This window comes from Pseudoalteromonas sp. MSK9-3 (assembly GCF_003590335.1).
In the GTDB taxonomy this organism is placed as follows: Bacteria; Pseudomonadota; Gammaproteobacteria; order Enterobacterales; family Alteromonadaceae; genus Pseudoalteromonas.
Genome location: NZ_MIET01000071.1, coordinates 54,865 through 76,885, shown reverse-complemented (window position 1 = coordinate 76,885; position 22,021 = coordinate 54,865). Strand labels below are relative to the sequence as shown.

At 41.8% G+C, this 22,021-nt stretch carries 19 protein-coding genes and 1 pseudogene; 17 read left to right on the top strand and 3 right to left on the bottom strand.

What is annotated here, in order from left to right; translation table 11 throughout:
• Positions 1–192 precede the first annotated feature (192 nt).
• The 7 genes from BGP78_RS22030 to asnB all read left to right on the top strand — a co-directional run bounded on the left by BGP78_RS22030 (position 193) and on the right by asnB (position 7,700).
• Complete coding sequence (locus BGP78_RS22030) at positions 193–1,704, top strand: leucyl aminopeptidase (RefSeq protein ID WP_119863418.1); 1,512 nt, start codon at positions 193–195, stop codon at positions 1,702–1,704.
• Positions 1,705–1,844: 140 nt separating this feature from the next.
• Entirely contained in the window at positions 1,845–2,501 is a 657-nt protein-coding gene (pxpB, locus tag BGP78_RS22025) for a 5-oxoprolinase subunit PxpB (protein WP_119863417.1), read from the top strand.
• The gene (locus tag BGP78_RS22020) at positions 2,495–3,427 is read left to right on the top strand and encodes a biotin-dependent carboxyltransferase family protein (protein WP_119863416.1); all 933 of its coding nucleotides are present in this window, start codon (positions 2,495–2,497) and stop codon (positions 3,425–3,427) included. The genes pxpB and BGP78_RS22020 overlap by 7 nt, the downstream gene beginning before the upstream one ends.
• A gap of 2 nt (positions 3,428–3,429) precedes the next feature.
• Positions 3,430–4,155 carry a DUF969 domain-containing protein gene (locus tag BGP78_RS22015; protein ID WP_119863415.1) on the top strand — a complete coding sequence of 242 codons (726 nt, stop codon included), beginning with the start codon at positions 3,430–3,432 and terminating at the stop codon, positions 4,153–4,155.
• Positions 4,152–5,171, top strand: coding sequence for a DUF979 domain-containing protein (locus BGP78_RS22010; protein WP_119863414.1), 1,020 nt, complete (start codon positions 4,152–4,154; stop codon positions 5,169–5,171). Before BGP78_RS22015 ends, BGP78_RS22010 begins: the two co-directional genes overlap by 4 nt.
• Complete coding sequence (gene pcp, locus BGP78_RS22005; RefSeq protein ID WP_119863413.1) at positions 5,164–5,826, top strand: pyroglutamyl-peptidase I; 663 nt, start codon at positions 5,164–5,166, stop codon at positions 5,824–5,826. The genes BGP78_RS22010 and pcp overlap by 8 nt, the downstream gene beginning before the upstream one ends.
• A 209-nt stretch (positions 5,827–6,035) precedes the next feature.
• The gene (gene asnB, locus BGP78_RS22000) at positions 6,036–7,700 is read left to right on the top strand and encodes an asparagine synthase B (RefSeq protein ID WP_119863412.1); all 1,665 of its coding nucleotides are present in this window, start codon (positions 6,036–6,038) and stop codon (positions 7,698–7,700) included.
• 79 nt (positions 7,701–7,779) lie between these two features.
• On the opposite strand, the gene pssA is transcribed toward asnB, so the two are convergent.
• The gene (gene pssA, locus BGP78_RS21995) at positions 7,780–9,105 is read right to left on the bottom strand and encodes a CDP-diacylglycerol--serine O-phosphatidyltransferase (RefSeq protein ID WP_119863411.1); all 1,326 of its coding nucleotides are present in this window, start codon (positions 9,103–9,105) and stop codon (positions 7,780–7,782) included.
• Positions 9,106–9,360: 255 nt separating this feature from the next.
• On the opposite strand from pssA, the gene trxB reads away from it, so the two are divergent.
• The 4 genes from trxB to infA all read left to right on the top strand — a co-directional run bounded on the left by trxB (position 9,361) and on the right by infA (position 12,231).
• Complete coding sequence (trxB, locus tag BGP78_RS21990; protein ID WP_119863410.1) at positions 9,361–10,311, top strand: thioredoxin-disulfide reductase; 951 nt, start codon at positions 9,361–9,363, stop codon at positions 10,309–10,311.
• Positions 10,312–10,399: 88 nt separating this feature from the next.
• Positions 10,400–11,116 (top strand): leucyl/phenylalanyl-tRNA--protein transferase, encoded by a 717-nt coding sequence (gene aat, locus BGP78_RS21985; protein WP_119863480.1) that lies wholly within the window; start codon positions 10,400–10,402, stop codon positions 11,114–11,116.
• Positions 11,109–11,834, top strand: a complete 726-nt coding sequence (locus BGP78_RS21980) for an arginyltransferase (RefSeq protein WP_119863409.1) — start codon at positions 11,109–11,111, stop codon at positions 11,832–11,834. Before aat ends, BGP78_RS21980 begins: the two co-directional genes overlap by 8 nt.
• Before the next feature lie 178 nt (positions 11,835–12,012).
• Positions 12,013–12,231 carry a translation initiation factor IF-1 gene (gene infA / locus BGP78_RS21975; RefSeq protein WP_058029687.1) on the top strand — a complete coding sequence of 73 codons (219 nt, stop codon included), beginning with the start codon at positions 12,013–12,015 and terminating at the stop codon, positions 12,229–12,231.
• A gap of 167 nt (positions 12,232–12,398) precedes the next feature.
• On the opposite strand, the gene clpA is transcribed toward infA, so the two are convergent.
• Both clpA and clpS read right to left on the bottom strand, forming a co-directional pair.
• Positions 12,399–14,666, bottom strand: a complete 2,268-nt coding sequence (gene clpA / locus BGP78_RS21970) for an ATP-dependent Clp protease ATP-binding subunit ClpA (protein ID WP_119863408.1) — start codon at positions 14,664–14,666, stop codon at positions 12,399–12,401.
• Positions 14,667–14,695: 29 nt separating this feature from the next.
• Positions 14,696–15,013 carry an ATP-dependent Clp protease adapter ClpS gene (gene clpS, locus BGP78_RS21965; protein ID WP_119863407.1) on the bottom strand — a complete coding sequence of 106 codons (318 nt, stop codon included), beginning with the start codon at positions 15,011–15,013 and terminating at the stop codon, positions 14,696–14,698.
• 203 nt (positions 15,014–15,216) lie between these two features.
• Here clpS and cspD point away from each other — a divergent pair, with 203 nt between their 5' ends.
• The 6 genes and pseudogenes from cspD to purB all read left to right on the top strand — a co-directional run bounded on the left by cspD (position 15,217) and on the right by purB (position 21,989).
• Positions 15,217–15,435 carry a cold shock domain-containing protein CspD gene (gene cspD / locus BGP78_RS21960; protein ID WP_010363137.1) on the top strand — a complete coding sequence of 73 codons (219 nt, stop codon included), beginning with the start codon at positions 15,217–15,219 and terminating at the stop codon, positions 15,433–15,435.
• A 276-nt stretch (positions 15,436–15,711) separates the two neighbouring features.
• Complete coding sequence (locus BGP78_RS21955; protein WP_119863406.1) at positions 15,712–17,934, top strand: NADP-dependent isocitrate dehydrogenase; 2,223 nt, start codon at positions 15,712–15,714, stop codon at positions 17,932–17,934.
• Positions 17,935–18,163: 229 nt separating this feature from the next.
• On the top strand, positions 18,164–18,799 hold the full coding sequence (locus tag BGP78_RS21950; RefSeq protein WP_119863405.1) for a pseudouridine synthase: 636 nt from the start codon (positions 18,164–18,166) through the stop codon (positions 18,797–18,799).
• A gap of 73 nt (positions 18,800–18,872) precedes the next feature.
• Positions 18,873–19,982, top strand: a pseudogene (gene mnmA / locus BGP78_RS21945) (tRNA 2-thiouridine(34) synthase MnmA); the annotation flags it as partial.
• Positions 19,982–20,584: a high frequency lysogenization protein HflD gene (hflD, locus tag BGP78_RS21940; RefSeq protein ID WP_119863403.1), complete on the top strand. Its 603-nt coding sequence runs from the start codon at positions 19,982–19,984 to the stop codon at positions 20,582–20,584. The pseudogene mnmA and the gene hflD, both read left to right, overlap by 1 nt.
• Positions 20,585–20,618: 34 nt before the next feature.
• A complete protein-coding gene (purB, locus tag BGP78_RS21935) occupies positions 20,619–21,989 on the top strand; it encodes an adenylosuccinate lyase (protein ID WP_119863402.1) in 1,371 nt (456 codons plus the stop codon).
• The last annotated feature ends 32 nt before the right edge of the window (positions 21,990–22,021 follow it).

The window sequence follows — 22,021 nt, the reverse complement described above, 5'->3', positions numbered from 1 at the left end:
CATCGCACTTTTGATTTCAGTTAATGCAATAAATTTACGGTGAGTTACGGTACAAAGTTCAATTTCAAATACCTATATTCGTTATATAGCAACCGTAACTGGGCTTTGTAAAATGGCCATTCAACGACTATTAGTTACCTGAACTACATTTTTAATGTAAAAACGTGTCAGTTTTTTTACTTAGGATTTATCATGAAACTTCTTTCTTCTATGAGTGCGATTTCACTTGCTTTGTTGAGCACCAGCACACTTGCTGCTGATGTCAATTTTACGTCAAAGCTTGCCAAAGGCGATGCGCTTGTCGTTTTTCAAAACGTAGGCAGCGATGCTGATCTTAAGTTTTTAGACCGAGACACTCGTAAACAATTACAACGTGCGATAAAAACAGACTCGTTTACCGGGAAATATGGCAAAACACTTGAGTTGATCGCCCCTATTGATAGCAAGTATTCACGTATTGTTGTGGTTGGTTTAGGCGAGAGCAATGAGTTAACAGCCGCGAAAATGGCCAAACTTGGTGGTAACATTCATGCCAAGCTAGAAGATAAAAAAGTGGCAACTGTCTCACTTGCCTTCGAGTCTGTGAAAGGCAAAGCAAAAAACAGCGAATTGGCTGCACAGTTTGCACATGGGGCAAACCTTCGAGACTACACGTTTGAAGTATACAAAAAAGAGCCACAAACATTTAATGTTACATACAACATTGATGTTGCAGACAAAAAGACAACCAGCAAGCGTTATCAGCAACTGGCTAATATCGAACAAGGTGTATTTTTAGCCCGAGATCTAACCTCTGAAATTGCAACAGAGATGACGCCGATTGATTTTGCACTTGAAGCTAAATCACTTGAAAAGCTAGGCGTCAAAATCACCATATTAAAACCTGAACAATTAAAAGAACTTGGCATGGGCGCGTTAGAAGGTGTCGGCCGTGGAAGTAAAGAAGGCGCGCGCCTTATTGTGGCCCACTATGAAGGCAACAACGACACACCTATCGCCCTTGTGGGTAAAGGGATCACCTTTGACTCAGGTGGTTATAGCCTCAAAAAAGGACCTTCAATTGCACGTATGAAGTCAGACATGGCCGGTGCAGCAGCCGTACTTGGTACAATCAAAGCAATGGCTTTAAATAAAGCTGACGTTAACGTCGTCGCTGTGATGGGTATGGCAGCAAATATGGTATCTCGCTATTCTATTGCACCTGGAGACGTACTGCGCACAGCAGAAGGCCACAGTGTTGAAGTTGTGAATACGGATGCCGAAGGCCGCTTAGTATTAAGCGACGCAATGTGGTATGCCCGTAAGCACTTCAATCCAGAAATTATGGTTGATGTTGCTACATTAACAGGGTCAAAAATTCGCGCGGTTGGTAATCGCTATTCAGCAATTTTCTCTGAAGATGACACACTGATCAATCAAATGACACTGGCCGGCAAGCAAGTTAATGAGCAAGTATGGCGCTTACCACTTGGCTACAAAGATACCTTGTCTTCAGATATCGCTGACTTTACCAATTTAGGCTCTAGTGGCCCCGGTGCAACGACAGCAGCCACTTTCTTACAGCAATTTGCAGGAGATACTCGTTGGGTACACATCGATATCGCCGGTAATGCCTTATCAAGTAAAGCCAAAGGAGAAGTCCCTGTTGGTGGAACAGGCTATGGTGTTCGTTTATTGAGTGAGTGGTTGCTCAGCAACAATTAATAAAATGCGATAAGCGTTATATTTTAATCACCTACGCGGTGTATTAAACCTAAAAACCATGCTCTGCATGGTTTTTTTATACTCCCAAAGACTAAATTAGATATACTACCAACAATAATAAAAAGTACCTTGGAGACTAGATGAGTGATCATCACTGCTATTTATTAGGGGAACATGCCATTGCATTTGTGCTTGAGACATCAACCCCATCTTCGAATGAGCAACGACGTTTATTTGCTTTGACCTCAACATTAATGAACCTAGATGCTTTCTTTGACGTTGTGCCAGCAAAATCTTCTGTAACTGTCTATTTAAAAACGCCTCAAGATCACCCAATCTGGATAAAGAGAATCATCACCTTATGGAACGAGTGCGAAATGGCTAGTTTTACGCCAACGACTCATCGCTTTATGGTTAAGTATGGTGGAGACTATGGCCCTGATCTCAGTTCGCTTGCAAATACACTTTCATTACAAGAAAAAGATCTCATCGAACTCCATGCATCCGTCACATATCAAGTCGAATTTCTCGGGTTTTTACCTGGCTTTGGATATTTAGGCACGTTACCCAAACCCCTTCAAGTGCCGAGAAAGAAAACACCAAGAACACGAGTACCAAAAGGATCGGTGGCCATTGCACAAGAACTGACGGCGATATATCCCAGCTCCTCCCCGGGCGGCTGGCATTTACTCGGTATATGTGACACACCTTTATTCAACCCTAGCCTTCAACAGCCAAGCTTACTGATGCCAGGCGATCACGTTCAATTTATCCCATCCAAGGGTGGTCTATGCTAACAGTAATCAAACAAGGTGTTCTTTGTAGTATCCAAGACACCGGACGTCATGGCTATCGACACTTGGGCGTAGGACAATCGGGTGCATTAGATCCAATCGCAGTCAAACTGGCCAATTTGCTATTAAATAATGACATGAATGAACCCGTTATAGAGGTAACTATTGGGCTCGCGCAATTTGAATTTACTGCCTCAATTAACTTTTCAATCACGGGGGGGGATTTACGCGCAAAGTTAAACGGACGTCCTCTATACCCTGGCTGGCGCTACTTCGCAGAATCTGGCGATATACTTTCCTTTAGTACCAGCCACAATGCACAACGTGCATACTTAGCGGTTCGAGGAGGGTTTGCGATTGATGATGTACTCAACGCTAAATCAACAGACATGCAAGCACAATTTGGTGGCTATCATGGCCGTGCGTTGAAAATGGGCGATCAGCTGTCTTTTTACGCTGACAAAACGCCGCTACCACACCTAGGCGTCAAGCAACCTGACTACACGAATGAGATAAGAGTACTCAAAGGGCCGCACTGTGATAAGCTTCCTGAAGGGTCCTTTGACAACTTTTTGCAAACAAAATGGCTCGTCAGTGACATGAATAACCGCATGGGGTCACGGTTAACTGCCAATGACACTGTACAACATCATGCCACCATCGCAAGCCAAGCCGTTCACCCGGGGGTGATCCAATACCCCCCTAACGGGCAACCAATTGTTTTGTTAAATGACTGCCAAACAACCGGTGGCTATCCCATTATTGCATCAGTAATTAGTGCGGACCTAAGACTGTTTAGTCAATTAGGCAGTCAACAACCTTGTAGGTTTATTGGCGTGAGTGTGTCACAAGCACACCACGCAATGAAGAAATTAAACTCACACTTAGCGCAATTTGCGCTAGCGAATAATAACAACATAGAGCAGTAGTTATGAGCGAACTAAATTTATTACCCTTAAGTGGTATTGTGGTTGTTGTGCTTGGTTTTGCCCTGCGCTTCAACCCACTATTAGTGGTTACCGCAGCAGGCTTAGTCACAGGCTGGGCCGTTGATATGCAATTTTTAGCCTTGGTTGAAACATTTGGCGAAAAGTTTATGAATTCTCGTCAATTGGCTAGCTTTTTACTTATTTTACCCGTCATTGCATTACTGGAACGTCACGGGTTACAACAACGAGCACAAAGTTGGATTTCCAGTATTAAAAGTGCGACTACAGCCCGTATCCTGTCGGTCTATTTTGTGGTTCGTGAATGCTCATCTGCGTTAGGTTTACTGAGTTTAGCTGGCCAACCGCAAACGGTTAGGCCATTGCTCGCCCCGATGGCGTTAGGTGCAGCAAGCAACGTGCATGGCGAGCTTCCTAAAGAAGTAAAAGATATGATCTGTGCGCACGCCGCTGCCTGCGACAATATCGCAATGTTTTTTGGTGAAGACATTTTTATTGCATTCGGTGCGGTATTACTCATGGATGCTTTTTTAAGAGAAAATGGGATTGAAGGTATTGAGCCCCTGCACATTGGGTTATGGGCAATTCCCACTGCGATTGCTGCGCTCATCGTACACCTATTTCGCTTAGCACGATTAGAAGCTAAAATTACCCATGCTGTCGCCACTTATAACAGTCAACCTAATAAATTATCAGAGGAACTGTCATGAGTGCTCCATCAACTAATACGGCTGATACTACGGCCATCATCTCGATCGAAAATATTTACTTGTTAATCGGTTTTGTGGTCATGTTTCTGGTCATTCGTACGCTACAAGACAAAGGCCACCCAAAAAGATATAGCACTGCGCTATTTTGGTTGTTATTCGGTAACGTCTTTTTATTCGGTGATTTATCTGTTTCTTTGTTTGGGCAAGCTATTACATATCAGTGGGTTGGTTTAAGTGTGATGGCAATCGCTTTGCTTGCTGGGTTTGGTTTAGTGTCGATGGGTACCTATGACACGCCATCAGATGAGGTAAAAACACACAGTGCAGAAAAAATAGGTAACAAACTGTTTATGCCTGCCGTAATGATCCCCATCGTGACCGTTGTGTGTACTTTGTTACTGGGCCACATTAATATCAATGACTGGTATTTATTTGATCAAAACCATTTAACTCTTGCATCATTAACCCTTGCTTGTGCCGTTGCACTCTTAATTGGCTGGAAGCTTACATCTGGCAGCCCAATACAAGCACTGACTGAATCACGTCGATTAGTTGATTCCGTCGGCTGGGCCGCCATTTTACCGCAAATGCTCGCCATGCTAGGGGGTGTATTCATCGTGGCCCAAACTGGCACTGCTATTCAAGACCTTGTCACATTGTTTATTTCCCCTGACAATCGGTTTATGTTGGTAGTCCTGTACTGTGTTGGCATGGCGCTGTTTACGATGATAATGGGCAATGCCTTTGCCGCATTCCCGGTTATGACTGCGGGTATAGCTGTACCATTTCTAATTCAGGGCCATGGCGCATCTGCCGCACCATTAGTTGCAATCGGCATGTATTCGGGTTATTGCGGCACGTTAATGACCCCCATGGCAGCAAATTTTAATATTGTGCCAGCGGCCTTATTAGATTTAAAAGACAAGTATCAAGTGATCAAAGTCCAGATCCCAACAGCACTTGCATTACTTGCAATTAATATTCTTCTTATGTACGGAGTGATTTTTAATGACTAACTCACTAAAACCCTGTGTTTTAATCACAGGGTTTGCCCCATTTGGTGGTGAAAATATCAATCCCTCTTGGCAAGCTGTGCAAGCCTTAGAAGGACTCAATATTGATGGCTTTACCATACAAACCAAAGAGCTACCTTGTGAATTTGATACCTCTATTCATGCACTCCAAGTGGCTATCAATAAATATTCACCACATGTGGTACTTTGTATTGGCCAAGCAGGTGGTCGTGCCGATATTTCCATTGAGCGTGTTGCGATTAATGTGAACGATGCGCGTATCGCGGACAATGCAAATAATCAGCCTATTGATACACCGGTAGTACCAGCTGGGCCTGCCGCTTATTTTACGAACCTTCCAATCAAGCGTATATTACTGGCGTTACATCAATCTGATATACCCGCCTCTATTTCAAATACAGCGGGCACCTACGTATGTAATCACATTATGTATGGGCTTATGCATGAAATTGCATTACATCATCAAAATGTTAAAGGAGGGTTTGTTCATATCCCTTATTTACCTAGCCAAGCTGTGCATCACAATGGTGCACCGAGCATGAGCCAGCAAACGGTCGAATCGGCACTTAAAGTGATTATTACTGCCGCCATCAGTAATAAATCTGATTTAAAAGTCGCAGCGGGCACTACCCACTAACATCAGCCCCATATTGGTGCAATATAGTGAATTTATTGCACCAACTTAGCCTTATCTTCGCATAAAAAAATACTCTTTAACCGTGTGACTTAATCTTACATTTCTGATACATCTATAGTAACAGGAAGGCGCAACGGTGCCTTTTCATCAACTAATTTATAATTAAAGGGAAGCCTTGGTGCTTACCCAACACAGGAATGAGGTATTTTATGTGTTCAATTTTTGGGGTGTTAGAGCTAAAATCAGATCCTGGCCAATTACGTAGCCAAGCCATAGAAATGTCAAAGCGATTACGCCATAGAGGACCTGATTGGTCTGGTGTTTATGCATCAGAAAAAGCGATTTTAGTGCATGAAAGACTGGCAATTGTGGGCGTATCAAGTGGTGCCCAGCCTTTATATAACCCAGAAAAAACCAACATATTAGCCGTTAATGGCGAAATATATAATCATAAAGAATTGGCACAAAATCTTACCGTAGATTTTGATTTTCAAACTGAGTCTGATTGTGAAATTATTCTCGCACTGTACAAGCAAAAAGGCCCTGAGTTTCTCGATGACTTAAACGGTATTTTCGCATTCTGTCTTTATGATGAGGAGCAAGATAGTTATTTAATCGGCCGCGACCACATTGGGATCATTCCACTTTATACGGGCCGCGACCAACATGGTAATCTATACGTAGCCAGTGAAATGAAAGCGCTCACGCCGATTTGCTCATCCATAGAGGAGTTTCCTCCTGGGCACTACCTTTATTCAAAAGAAGGGACTTTGCGTCCGTATTATCAACGTGATTGGCAATCCTTCGATGAAGTCAAAAATAACACCGCAAAAGCAGAGGATGTAAAAGACGCGTTAGAAGCCGCGGTCAAACGTCAATTGATGTGTGATGTGCCCTACGGTGTTTTATTATCTGGTGGATTAGACTCGTCTGTTATTTCTGCGATCACCCAAAAGTTTGCAGCCAAACGGGTTGAAGACAATGACGCTTCTGACGCTTGGTGGCCTAAATTGCATTCATTTTCTATTGGACTAGAAGGCTCTCCGGATTTAGCGGCAGCACAAGTCGTTGCTGACGAGATAGGCACAGTTCACCACCCTATTATATTTACGGTTCAACAAGGTATTGATGCACTAAAAGAAGTTGTCTACCACCTAGAAACATATGATGTTACAACGATTCGAGCTTCAACCCCAATGTACTTAATGTCAAGGCAGATTAAAGCGATGGGCATAAAAATGGTACTTTCAGGCGAAGGTGCTGACGAGTTGTTTGGCGGTTATCTGTATTTCCACAAAGCGCCTAATGCTCAAGAGTTTCATGAAGAACTAAACCGTAAAGTATCAAAATTACACATGTTTGATTGTTTAAGAGCAAACAAGTCTATGGCTGCGTGGGGTGTTGAAGCAAGAGTGCCTTTCTTAGACAAAGAGTTTGTAGACGTCGCTATGCGGACCAACCCAGACTACAAAATGTGTAAAGACGGCCGTATTGAGAAGCACATAGTCCGAGAAGCATTTGAGGGTTACTTACCAGACAGCGTTTTATGGCGACAAAAAGAGCAGTTCTCTGATGGTGTTGGATATAGTTGGATTGACTCGTTAAAGGAACACGTTGACAGCCAAGTATCAGATCAAGATTTGGCTAACGCGCAATATCGTTTCCCAATCAATACGCCTGATAGCAAAGAGGCATATTTTTACAGAGAAATCTTTGAAAGCCACTTTCCAGGTGACGCAGCCGCTAACTGTGTACCCCACGGTAAATCAGTCGCATGTTCAACTCCCGAAGCGCTAGCATGGGATGCCTCTTTTCAAAACAACGCTGATCCATCAGGCAGAGCCGCTAATGTTCATAATGAAGCCTATGAATAACGTTGTATAAATACAAAAAAAGGGCTTATTAGCCCTTTTTTATTGTGTACTCAACTTTGTTGAAGCTGTTCACTAGTAGCTAGATAAACTTTTTAATAATAAAGTCTACTTTGACACGCTTAGCTTGCCCTAACAGCTTTTTAACTGGTAATGGGTAATCACCCAATGATTCAATGTCATCAGGTCCGCTTAATAAACGACAGTTGGCCAATATTGTCTGCTTTTCTTCCTCAAGTCTCGGTAGTATATCTTGCTGCGGATCTTCTATTAAAATACCATTTTCAATATCAAGCCCCCATGCTCTGGGGTTTAAATTGTGACCACTCAATAAGTGGGTATGGTTATCTTTACTGATCCCTTTTAAATGAAAAGAATTGGCACCATCTTTCCACAGGTATACTTTTAAGCGGCCAGACGAGATATGGCGCTTCTGACTTTTGAGAAACTTCTGTAAAATAGTTTCGTATAAATAAGGCAACGCACCTATCCGACTAAATGGCTGTTCTGGACAAATATAAAAATCATTTGCAGTCTTATCACCAACAATAATGGTGACCTCTTTGCCTTGTTTTAGCAATCGGCGTAATGAGCGCAGTAACGGTGCTGGAAAGTTAAAGTAAGGTGTGTACAGTACGAGCGTCTCATCGGTTGTATCAAATAAACTCTTGATCAAACGGTTAAGTTTGTTCGTGCGACGCCCAAAGCCAAGAAACGCGCGAACATTAAGACCCTCTCTTTTACGTGCTGATGATAAGTCATATTTGGCTTTCTTTAGTTCCCGCATTAACTTTTTTTGCGCTAACTTGATATCATTAAACTTTGGTAGTGGACGTGAGTCTATTCTTGGAACGCCCTCACTACTGATTAAGTATTTGTTCGTGAAATCACAAAAACTATCAGCCAGTTGATGCTGGTTTATAACAAAATAACGGTCTAAGCGGTACTTCTCGCCTTTTTGTAGGTAAACATCATTCAAACTTGCTCCGCTATACAGCAGCATATTGTCGACGACAAAACCTTTGAGGTGTAGCACACCAAAAAGTTCTTTCGCTTTTACAGGCACACCATAAATACGTACATTACTTTGATAGTCACTCAAGGCTTGGCAATACAGACTGGCATTACCATCTGATTGTTTCTCACCGATAAGCCCTCTTTGAGCTCGATGAAAATCAACCAATACATTCACTTCAAGGTTTGGATTCGCACATGACGCTTCATGTAAGGCACTTAATACTTCTCGGCCTGCGTCATCGTCTTGCAAATATAATGCAGTAATATAAATACGCGTTTGCGCACTTTTGATAAGCCTCAATAACTCTGCATGATATTGCTTTGCATCAGTTAAAACCTGAATGTTTTCAGCCTCAAGTTCAAACCCTGGAGTTTCCTGCCAAAAAACCATAAATACCTATTTATTTAGAGTTAGTTTTACATCACTAACGAAACACAATTCTTTAAAACATATCAAAAAAAAAGTACTTGGTCATGAATAAGCGTTCATTTTCGTGTTGATGGCGCAAAAAACGTTCAAGTACAGTATTTTTGACAACTTAGTGATTTGTCGAAAAATGAAATGTTGAATTTATTTTACATCTTGGTTGAATTTCATAGAATCAACCACATTCAATCTCAGTATATAACATTTTAGGAAATCATAATGAGTGATGGTAAACATTGTAAGCTGCTTATTTTAGGTTCTGGCCCTGCAGGTTACACTGCTGCAGTTTACGCTGCGCGTGCCAACCTAAACCCTGTACTAATTACAGGTATGCAACAAGGTGGTCAATTAACAACGACAACTGAAGTCGAAAACTGGCCTGGTGATGCACATGGTCTAACTGGACCTGCATTAATGGATCGCATGAAAGAGCATGCTGAGCGCTTTGAAACTGAAATTATTTTTGATCACATCAATAAGGTTGATGTAAGCAAACGCCCGTTCACATTAACGGGTGATCAAGGCACATATACATGTGATGCATTGATCATCGCAACTGGTGCATCTGCTAAGTATTTAGGCCTTGAGTCTGAAACAGCATTCCAAGGTCGAGGTGTATCTGCTTGTGCAACATGTGATGGCTTCTTTTATAAAGGTCAAAAAGTTGCGGTTGTAGGCGGTGGTAATACGGCTGTTGAAGAAGCACTGTACCTATCAAACATTGCAGAGGAAGTACACGTTATTCACCGTCGTGATTCTTTCAGAAGCGAAAAGATTTTATCTGACCGTTTAATGGAAAAAGCGAAAAATGGAAATGTAACATTACACTTAAACCGCAACCTAGACGAAGTGCTAGGTGACGAAATGGGCGTAACGGGCATTAGAATTAAAGAAACAGATTCAGAAAACACTGAACAACTCGATCTTGCTGGTGTATTTATTGCGATTGGCCACAAGCCAAACACTGATATGTTTGAAGGCCAGCTGAACATGAAAGATGGTTATTTAGTGGTTGAGTCTGGTCTGCACGGCAACGCGACTCAAACAAGCGTAGAAGGCGTTTTTGCTGCTGGTGATGTATCTGACCATATTTATCGTCAAGCTATCACCTCTGCTGGTACAGGCTGTATGGCTGCTTTAGATGCTGAACGTTATCTAGACAACCTATAGTCTACTTTTTAAATGGGGGGCATTCCCCCATTTGATTTTTTACCCAATTGCGTTATTTTACTCTCAATCAAGTTTTTATATTTTCTTTATGACGCAACAAATTACCCATTTATCAGACAACAACACACAATTTCCGCCTTGCGACCTTGCCCTCACAAATCCTGATGGCCTGTTAGCTGTTGGGGGATGCCTGTCTTTAGCTCGACTTAGTAAAGCATATCATTGCGGCATATTTCCTTGGTTCAATGAGCGAGAGCCAATCATGTGGTGGGCGCCCAGTGAACGTGGCATCGTGGAATTAGACGAATTTCATGTCAGTAAATCTCTCAAAAAAGCAATGCGCCGAATGCAGCCTACCGTGACAATTAATACCGCCTTTACACACGTCATTAATACCTGTAGAACACAACGCATAAACAGTGAAGGTACATGGATAAATACACAAATGCTCGACGCATATTATGCCGCGCATAAAGCAGGTTTTGCGCACAGCATAGAGGTCTGGCATGAAGAACAACTCATTGGCGGGTTATACGGTATAATGCAATCCGGTATATTTTGTGGTGAGTCTATGTTTTTTAAACAACCGAATGCCTCTAAATTAGCCATGTGGGCGCTCGTCAACTGGCTCAAAAAACACCAGGCACATTTTGTCGATTGCCAGCTAGAAAACCCATATTTGACCTCCCTCGGCGCAAAAGTTATTCCACGAGAAGAATTTTTGACTAGACTTAGTAGAGCGAACGACTTCGATATACCTGCCAATATGTGGCTAGCTCAAACCTTGGAAAATATTTATGACTGAACACTTTCCATCAAAAATTGGTTTAAGTCAGCAATTCAGTTGCAGTTACCTGCCTGAGCAACAAGAACAATTACTCGTTATTTTAGACCAAAACTGTTACTCACCAGAGCGTTTTGAAGGGTTATTAGAGCTTGGCTTTAGACGAAGTGGTGATCAAATTTATCGACCACATTGCCCTAAATGCAATGCATGTGAATCGTTACGACTGCCAGTACAACAGTTTAATGCGTCAAAATCGCAAAAACGAAAGTGGAATAAACTGTCAGATGAATTTCGTATCGAGATAAACCAACAAGAACAACCTAATTATTACCCTTTGTACGAGAAGTACATTTCCTTACGTCATCAAGATGGCAGTATGTACCCCCCTAACCACCTCCAGTACGAAAGCTTTTTGTTCTGTCAATGGCTGCCTATTACTTTTATTGAACTGTGGCATTTAGAGACATTAATCGCAGTTGCAGTGACCGACACAATGCCTAATTCCCTATCGGCGATTTACACCTTTTTCGACCCTGATTATGAACATTATAGTCTCGGCACCATCATGATCCTTGCACAAATAAACTATGCACGAGAAACACATCGACAGCACCTATATTTAGGCTACCAAATCGACAGCTGCAAAAAAATGCGCTACAAATCCCACTATAAACCGGCGCAACGTTTTGTAAATGATATTTGGGTGCATAGCGATACACGTCAAAAAAGCAGTTAGCTGTCCATCCGTAAATCATCGCAATTTGCTAAAATTCGTACCAAAAAAGTACTTTTATCACTGTTCTGGAATATATAGGCTAATAAAATAACAATTTTTCAGCCCTTTCCTTTACTTATTGGCTGCTTTTGGGCAAAATCTCCAGCGTTTAAATATTCAAAGAGGTGTTACGCTACACATGGCGAAAGAAGACGTAATTGAAATGCAAGGCACGGTCCTTGATACTTTACCAAATACAATGTTCCGCGTTGAGTTAGAAAATGGTCACGTGGTTGTTGCTCATATTTCTGGAAAAATGCGCAAAAACTACATCCGTATTCTTACAGGTGACAAAGTAACGGTTGAAATGACCCCTTACGACCTAACCAAAGGACGCATTGTCTTCCGCGCTCGTTAATCGAACCGTGTAGAACTGTTCTTGGAACAGGTTGTAATACGTCGCTCTTAGACGTGTTTCATAAACCTAACCATTGGTTATTGTAAAAGTCTACAGAGCTGGGTTATATGACCCAAAAACAAAAAGCCTAGCATTGCTAGGCTTTTTGACGTTTACTGCTTTAACATTTATGCAGAAACTAAAGACGATTCATAAGTAAAGGCAATTTTATTGTCTTTGATACTCACTTTCACTGAACCACCGTCCACCAACTCACCAAATAAAATTTCATTGGCTAATGGTTTCTTGAGCTGTTCTTGAATAACACGCGCCATAGGACGTGCACCCATTGCTTTATCGTATCCCAGTTCAGCCAACCACGAGCGCGCTGCTGAGGTAAGCTCTAAATTAACTGATTTACGGTCAAGCTGTGCTTGTAACTCAACAATAAATTTATCTACAACCTGCAATGTGACTTCTTTATCTAGGTGATTAAACCAAATAATATTGTCTAAACGGTTTCTAAACTCAGGCGTAAAGACTTTATTTATTTCAGACAATGCATCATGTGAGTGATCTTGCTCTTGGAAACCAATAGATTGTCTTACTGTCTCCTGAACACCCGCATTTGTCGTCATCACTAGTACCACGTTTCTGAAATCAGCTTTACGCCCATTATTATCAGTTAACGTACCGTGATCCATCACTTGAAGTAATATGTTGTAGATATCTGGGTGCGCTTTTTCTATTTCATCCAGTAATACCACTGAATGAGGATGCTTTATAACAGCATCAGTTAACAAGCCACCTTGTTCATAACCTACATAACCAGGAGGCGCACCAATTAACCGGCTCACAGCATGGCGCTCAGAGTACTCAGACATATCAAAACGTATAAACTCTACGCCCATACATTTACCGAGCTGTTTTGTTACCTCTGTTTTACCTACACCGGTTGGTCCTGCAAATAAGAAAGATCCAATTGGCTTATCTTCATTTGCAAGTCCAGAACGAGACAATCTAATCGCTGAAGTTAATGCATCGATTGACTGGTCTTGTCCAAAAACCAACATTTTTAAATTGCGGTCCAAGTTTTTGAGGGTGTCTTTGTCGCTTGAAGAAACACTTTGCTGTGGGATCCGCGCAATTTTTGACACAATCATTTCAATATCTGATACGCCAATGGTTTTCTTACGACGAGATACCGGTAATAATCGCTGATTAGCGCCTGCCTCGTCGATAACATCAATTGCTTTATCTGGTAGCTGACGTTCATTTATATACTTTGCACTTAACTCAGCGGCAGCTCGCAGCGCTTTTTGTGTGTAACGAATACCATGATGTTCTTCATAACGTTCTTTTAAGCCATAAAGGATCTTCGTTGTATCTGCAACGCTTGGTTCAACAACATCGATTTTTTGGAAACGACGCACTAATGCTCTGTCTTTTTCAAAAATATTCTTAAATTCGTTGTAGGTCGTCGAGCCCATGCAGCGCAGTTGACCGCTAGACAATAATGGTTTGATCAGGTTCGATGCATCCATGACTCCGCCAGATGCTGCACCGGCCCCAATTATTGTGTGAATTTCATCAATGAATAAAATAGCATGCGGTTTGGCCTGTAGCTCTTTCAATAGTGCTTTAAAGCGCTTTTCAAAATCGCCACGGTATTTGGTACCCGCTAACAGCGCTCCCATGTCTAGTGAATAAACCACCGCATCTTCAATAACATCTGGCACTTGGTTGTTCACAATACGATATGCTAACCCTTCTGCAATAGCTGTTTTACCAACGCCTGCCTCACCCACTAACAGAGGATTATTTTTCTTTCTACGACACAGCACCTGAACAGTGCGTTCTACTTCTTCATCACGGCCAATTAATGGATCGATTTGTCCTGCTTGTGCCATCACATTTAAATTTGAAGTAAAGTTTTCGAGTTTCGACTTTTCTTCATTTTGAATCTCGCTAGATTCATCATTCATCTCTTCATGATCTTCATTTTCTGACTCATCATCATCAGACTTTGCAATGCCATGAGAAATAAAGTTAACGATATCGAGACGGCTAACATCGCTCTTTTTCAGTAAATATACCGCTTGGCTTTCTTGTTCAGAAAAAATAGCAACCAGCACGTTTACACCTGTAACTTCGCTTCGCCCTGAAGACTGAACATGAAACACTGCGCGTTGTAAAACGCGCTGAAAGCCGAGTGTTGGTTGGGTTTCTCTGTCTTCTTCTAAATCAGGTAAGACCGGCGTAGTCTCATCAATAAACTCAGAAAGCTCTCGCTTTAGAGTTTCAGTATTAACGCCGCAGGCGCCTAACGCCTCTCCTGCTGACGGGTTATCTATTAACGCCAAAAGTAAGTGCTCGACGGTCATAAACTCATGACGACGAGTACGCGCTTCACGAAATGCGGCGTTTAAGGTAATTTCTAGATCTTTGTTTAGCATTGGCAACCCCCAAACGAGAATTAAAAAGGTTATTCTTGCTCACAACTGCAGAGCAACGGGTGCTCATTGTCGCGGGCATAACGATTGACCTGCTCAGCTTTAGTGTGCGCTATATCTGCAGGATATATTCCACATACAGCCTTCCCTTCGTGATGTATTTTAAGCATCACATCAGTTGCTCTTTCGCTATCCATATTAAAAAATGTCATTAAAATTTCAATTACAAAATCCATCGGAGTGTAATCGTCATTATTCACAATGACCTTATACTTACGCGGAGGGCTAAGCTTCTGCTTCTCACTTTCGCGTACCGTGTCTATAACACCTGAATCTTTTGTCCCACTCATAATTAAATATAGTCTTGTCTTGGTAACTCAAGCAAACTTGAATTAAAAAATAAATAAAATGTTAAAAAAAAGAGTAAATAACTTGACTGACTGCTCATATAAACTACAGTCCTATTAGATTGCTCTACAGGCAGTCTAGCAAATTATAAAGTTTAGATTAACTAATTAACTAGATTTAGTCACTTATAGAAGGATGTAGAAGTATGGCTTGCGGAAAAGTCAAGTGGTTCAATAACGCCAAAGGGTTTGGTTTCATCGTAGAAGACGGCAGTGAGGAAGATATCTTCGCCCATTACTCGACGATTGTAATGGATGGATACAAAACACTTAAAGCTGGTCAAGGTGTAACATTCGAGCTGCAAGAAGGCCCGAAAGGGTTACACGCTACAAACATCGCGCCCAGCGGTGAACTGTTAGTGTAAAGCAGTGATGACTATTTAAAGCGAGTCGCATTAGCTTCTCGCTTCATTCCTTATACCTTCCTTATATTTTTTCATTCTTTAACTTTAATTTTTTGAATTAGCCCCAATATGTAATGATTGATACAATTGCTACGTCTACTAGGTAGGTTAGATATTATTATTTTACGTTTAGTAAAAATATCTAACAAACTTGCTATACCCTATTGCCTTAGGCAACATAGCGTTCCCTTTGCATTGTTGAATGGCTTTTAGAAGCCACAAATTCTAGGAATGATGATGACATCAAAAATTATTTACACGAAAACAGACGAAGCACCGGCTTTAGCAACATATTCTTTGCTTCCAATCATCCAGGCATACACGAAAATTGCCGGAGTAGAAGTCGAAACTCGTGACATTTCATTAGCAGGCCGTATCATTGCTAACTTCCCTGATTTTTTAACTGAAGAGCAGCGTATCGGCGATGCACTTGCAGAACTTGGTGAGCTGGCTAAAACTCCAGAAGCAAATATCATCAAACTTCCTAATATCAGTGCGTCAGTGCCTCAGCTTCACGCCACAATTAAAGAACTTCAAGCGAAAGGTTATGCACTTCCTGATTACCCAGCTGAGCCACAAGATGAAAAGCAAGCTGCGATCAAAGCAACTTACGATAAAATCAAAGGCAGCGCAGTAAACCCAGTACTTCGTGAAGGTAACTCTGACCGCCGTGCGCCAGCATCAGTTAAGGCATATGCGCGTAAAAACCCTCATTCAATGGGTGCATGGGCAGCTGATTCAAAGTCTTACGTTGCTAGCATGACTGATGGTGACTTCTTTGGTTCTGAGCAATCAACCACTGTTGAACAAGCAACTGACGTTCGTATCGAGCACGTTGCAGTAAATGGTGATGTAACGACGCTTAAAGCAAGCACGGCATTGTTAGCAGGCGAAATTATTGATGCGTCACGCATGAGTGTATCTGCACTACAAGATTTCTTAGCGGCAGAAATTGCATCAGCGAAAGACAAAGGCGTACTGTTCTCATTGCATATGAAAGCAACCATGATGAAAGTGTCTGATCCAATCATCTTCGGCCATGCGGTAAAAGTATTCTATAAAGACGTATTCACTAAGCATGCTGCACTATTTGCAGAGCTAGGTGTTGACGTAAATAACGGTTTAGGTGACGTATATACAAAAATACAACAACTAGATGATGCTAAGCGTGCTGAAGTAGAAGCAGATATTGCAGCGGTATACGAAAGTAGCCCAAGTATCGCAATGGTTGATTCTGACCGTGGTATTACTAACCTACACGTACCAAGTGATGTGATCATTGATGCGTCAATGCCAGCAGCTATTCGTACAAGCGGACAGATGTGGAACACAGCTGGTAAGCAACAAGACACGAGCTTTGTTATTCCTGACCGTTGTTATTCTGGCGTTTACCAAGCAACTATCGACTTCTGTAAAGAACACGGTGCATTCGACCCTCGTACAATGGGTACGATCCCGAACGTTGGCCTAATGGCACAAAAAGCAGAAGAATATGGTTCTCATGACAAAACATTTGAAGCACCATCAGCAGGTAAAATTCGTGTTGTAGACGCAAATGATACCGTGCTACTTCAACATGATGTTGAACAAGGTGATATCTGGCGCATGTGTCAGGTAAAAGATGCACCAATTAAAGATTGGGTTAAACTTGCTGTAAACCGTGCTCGCGCAACGGGTGTCCCAGCTGTATTCTGGTTAGATGCAAATCGAGCTCACGACGCACAGCTTATTGAAAAAGTGAATACATACCTTGCAGATCACGACACAGCTGGTTTGGAGCTGTTGATCAAAGCCCCTGTTGCTGCCACAGAGTACTCTCTGGCGCGCATGAAAGAAGGCCAAGACACAATTTCAGTAACAGGTAACGTACTGCGTGATTACTTAACTGATTTATTCCCAATTCTTGAACTAGGTACTAGTGCAAAAATGCTGTCTATCGTACCATTAATGAATGGCGGTGGTTTATTTGAAACTGGCGCAGGTGGTTCTGCACCTAAGCACGTACAACAGTTTGAAAAAGAAAACCATTTACGTTGGGACTCGTTAGGTGAATTCTTAGCACTAGCGGCGTCACTTGAGCACCTAAGCCAAACAACAGGTAATGCAAAAGCGCAAGTACTTGCTGATACACTTGATCAGGCAACAGGTAAGTTCTTAGATGAAAACAAATCACCTTCTCGCCGTGTAAACGAGCTAGATAACCGTGGTAGTCACTTCTTCTTGTCACTTTACTGGGCACAGGCACTTGCGGCTCAAACTGCAGACACTGAACTTCAAGCACAGTTTGCAGCTTATGCTGAAACATTAACAGCGCAAGCACAAACAATTGTTGAAGAGCTAAACAATGCTCAAGGCGTAGCAAAAGATGTAGGCGGTTACTTCCAGCCTAATGACGATGTTGCCTATGCAGCAATGCGCCCAAGCCAAACATTTAACGATATCCTAGCAACACTGGTATAATCGTTAACTCGCGCGACAAAAAAGGGTAGCTTTGGCTACCCTTTTTTCGTATAACTCCCTATCGAAACATTATCCGTATTGAAACCCACTCACAATCCCTCTAATTATCTTACCTAACATAAGGTGTACACCCTTGTGATTCAATGCGCTGTTCATCCTATAAAATAAGAGCATCACGTCGAGACAATTGCTATAATCCGACCTTAAATTTATGCATTCGGGTACAACAATGGTATACAAAGCAAAGTCGTCATCTCGGCATAGTTCAAAGCTCTCAAGAACAAGCCACAGAAAATCAACCAAGCCCAAAGTTGCACCAGAAGATGTCAAAATTGTTTTATTTAATAAGCCATTTGATGTGTTGTGTCAGTTCACCGATGATCAAAACCGAGAAACCCTCGCACAGTATGTAAAAGAGAAAGACGTCTATGCTGCAGGTCGACTTGATAGAGACAGTGAAGGGTTATTACTGCTAACTAATTGCGGTAAATTACAACATACACTGACAGATCCTAGTAAAAAAACTGATAAAACTTACTGGGTTCAAGTTGAAGGAGTACCAGAGCAAAAAAGCCTTGATGCGTTATGCTCCGGCGTAGAGCTCAAAGATGGTTTAACACGCCCTGCAAAAGTTAAAATCATTGCTGAGCCACATATTTGGCCACGTAACCCGCCAATACGCGAACGTGCCAATATTCCAACCACCTGGTTAAGTGTGACAATTAATGAGGGAAAAAATAGGCAGGTTCGAAGAATGACCGCCTATATTGGCCACCCTACACTGCGATTAATACGCTACAAAATTGGTAAATATTCGCTCGACGGGTTAGAAAATGGACAATATAAAGTGATAAGTAGCCGATGACTTTCATCTCGACTTTTAGCCACCCGCATTTGCATGCTATAATCACGGCCTTTCAAAATCACATAGATTTACAGCAAAAATTATGAGCGATAATAGTCACATTAAAGTCATCGTTGGTATGTCCGGCGGTGTTGATTCTTCAGTTTCAGCTTACCTTTTAAAAGAACAGGGGTATCAAGTTGAAGGCCTGTTCATGAAAAACTGGGAAGAAGATGACAATGATGAATATTGTGCTGCTGCCGAGGATTTAAAAGACGCGCAAGCTGTGTGCGATAAACTCGGTATCGAGCTTCATACTGTTAATTTTGCAGCGGAATATTGGGATAACGTATTTGAATACTTCCTCGAAGAATACAAAGCGGGCCGTACACCTAATCCCGATATTATGTGTAACAAAGAAATCAAATTTAAAGCATTTTTAGAATTTGCCGCACAAGCACTTGGCGCAGACTATATTGCAACTGGACATTATGTGCAGCGTGAAGAGCGTGATGGAAAGTTTGTTATGTGTCGCGGGCTTGATGACAACAAAGATCAAAGCTACTTCTTGTACACGTTAAGCCACGAACATATCGCACAAACACTCTTCCCTGTTGGCGAAATTGAAAAACCTGAAGTACGTCGTATAGCTGAAGAGCAAGACTTAATCACCCATGACAAAAAAGACAGTACAGGAATTTGCTTCATCGGTGAGCGTAAATTCAAAGATTTTTTACAAAAGTTTTTACCAGCACAGCCTGGTAAGATTGAAGACACTGACGGTTTAGAAGTCGGCGACCACGAAGGGTTGATGTATCACACATTAGGCCAACGTAAAGGCTTATTAATTGGCGGTATGAAAGAAGGCAACGGAGAACCTTGGTACGTTGTAGACAAAGATATTGCACGCAATGTATTAGTCGTTGGCCAAGGTAAAGATCACCCTCGCCTATTTAGTAATGGCTTAAATGCTGATCAACTGCATTGGGTAGACCGCGTAGGCCCTCAGGGAACGTTACGTTGTACAGTCAAAACACGCTATCGTCAAACTGATATCGCCTGTACCTTACTAGTGGGTCAAGATGGACTTGCTCGTGTATTATTCGACGAACCACAAAAAGCCGTAACACCTGGGCAATCTGCAGTATTTTATTTAAATGATGTCTGTTTAGGCGGCGGTATTATCGACTCGGTGATCAAGTAATGGCCTCTGAATATGTAATGCCTTTAGCGGCAATGTGCCAGATCACAAAACTGGTTCAAAAAGCATCGAAATATGGTCAGTTTTCAGAACCCGATGTTGAAAGTTTTCTAAAAAGTATTGTCAATCTTTCACCCAATAACCCATCAGATGTTTATGAAGACAGCTTTGCTCTTAAATCAGGGTACCGCACCTTGGTTGAGCAATTAACCCCAGCTGGTGATAAAGATGTTGAAATGGTGAAGTACGTTGGCAGTTTAATGCAATTAGAAAGAGCCCTAGCAAACAATAGCCAAGCGTTGGATGAATTAGCACGACGTCTAAAAGATGTTGAACGCCAGTTGCAGCATTTTGATGTGTGTGACAGCACCATTATTGCTGCATTTGCCGACATCTACAGTGAAGTATTAAGCCCTTTGGGTCAAAAAATTCAGATTTTTGGTAAACCTGAGCTATTAAAACAGCCTGGGATCCAACAAAAAATTAGAGCGTTGCTTTTAGCCGGTATACGCAGCGCAGTGCTTTGGCGACAACTAGGCGGTAAACGCCGTCAGTTTTTCTTTGGTAAAAAGAAAATCATCGCAGAAGCACAAAGTAGAATTTAAATATCGTTCAAAACCAATTAGTTTAGGAGAAATTATGGAGCTTTCAGCGTTGACCGCTATCTCTCCAGTAGATGGTCGCTATGGCAGTAAAACTGCTGAGCTTAGAAGCATCTTCAGTGAGTTTGGCTTAATTAAGTACCGTGTAACGGTTGAAGTACGCTGGTTGCAAGCTTTAGCTAAAGCTGAAGGTATTGCAGAAGTACCTGCTTTTAGTGATGAAGCAAATGCGCTTCTAGACAGCATAGTTACAAATTTTAGTGAAGCTGATGCAGCACGCGTAAAAGAAATTGAGCGCACAACTAACCATGATGTTAAAGCCGTTGAGTATTTACTAAAAGAAAAAGTAGCTGATAACGCAGAGTTACATGCCGTAAATGAATTCATTCATTTTGCATGTACATCTGAAGATATCAACAACTTATCTCACGGTCTAATGCTTACAGAAGCGCGTGATGAAGTCTTGCTACCTTATTGCGACAAGTTACTTGCTGCAATCAAAGAAAAAGCAATTGAATACCGTTCAATCCCAATGATGACTCGTACGCACGGTCAACCTGCGTCTCCCTCTACCATGGGTAAAGAATTTGCAAACGTGTATGTGCGTTTACAACGTCAGCGTGATCAAATTGCGGCCGTTTCTATACTAGGTAAAGCCAATGGTGCTGTAGGTAACTACAACGCACACCTGAGCGCATACCCAGAGTATAACTGGCATGAACATGCTGAGCAGTTTGTTACAAGCCTAGGTTTAACATGGAATGCCTTCACAACTCAAATTGAACCGCATGATTACATTGCAGAGCTTTTTGATGCTGTAGCACGCTTTAATACTATTTTGCTTGATTTTGATCGTGATGCATGGGGCTATATTGCACTCAATCACTTTAAGCAAAAAACCATTGCTGGTGAAATTGGTTCATCAACAATGCCTCATAAAGTTAACCCGATTGACTTCGAAAACTCAGAAGGTAACTTAGGCTTAGCAAACGCTATTTTCTCGCACCTTGCGCAAAAATTACCCGTATCTCGTTGGCAACGTGACTTAACGGATTCTACCGTGCTACGTAACCTAGGTGTTGGTATGGGTTATACGCTAATTGCATACCAAGCAACACTTAAAGGTGTTAGTAAACTTGAAGTTAACGCTGACCGTTTACTTGAAGAACTAGACCAGAACTGGGAATTGCTTGCTGAGCCTATTCAAACCGTTATGCGTAAATACGGTATTGAAAAGCCATATGAAAAGCTTAAAGAACTCACTCGCGGCAAGCGTGTTAATCAAGAGATCATGGCTGAGTTTATCGATGGTTTGGAACTGCCTGATCATGCTAAAGCTGAAATGAAGCTAATGACACCGGCAAACTACATTGGTCGTGCTGAAGCATTTATTGACGAACTTGTATAACTCGCTCGTAAGTTAAATCTTAAAGCGAAAGA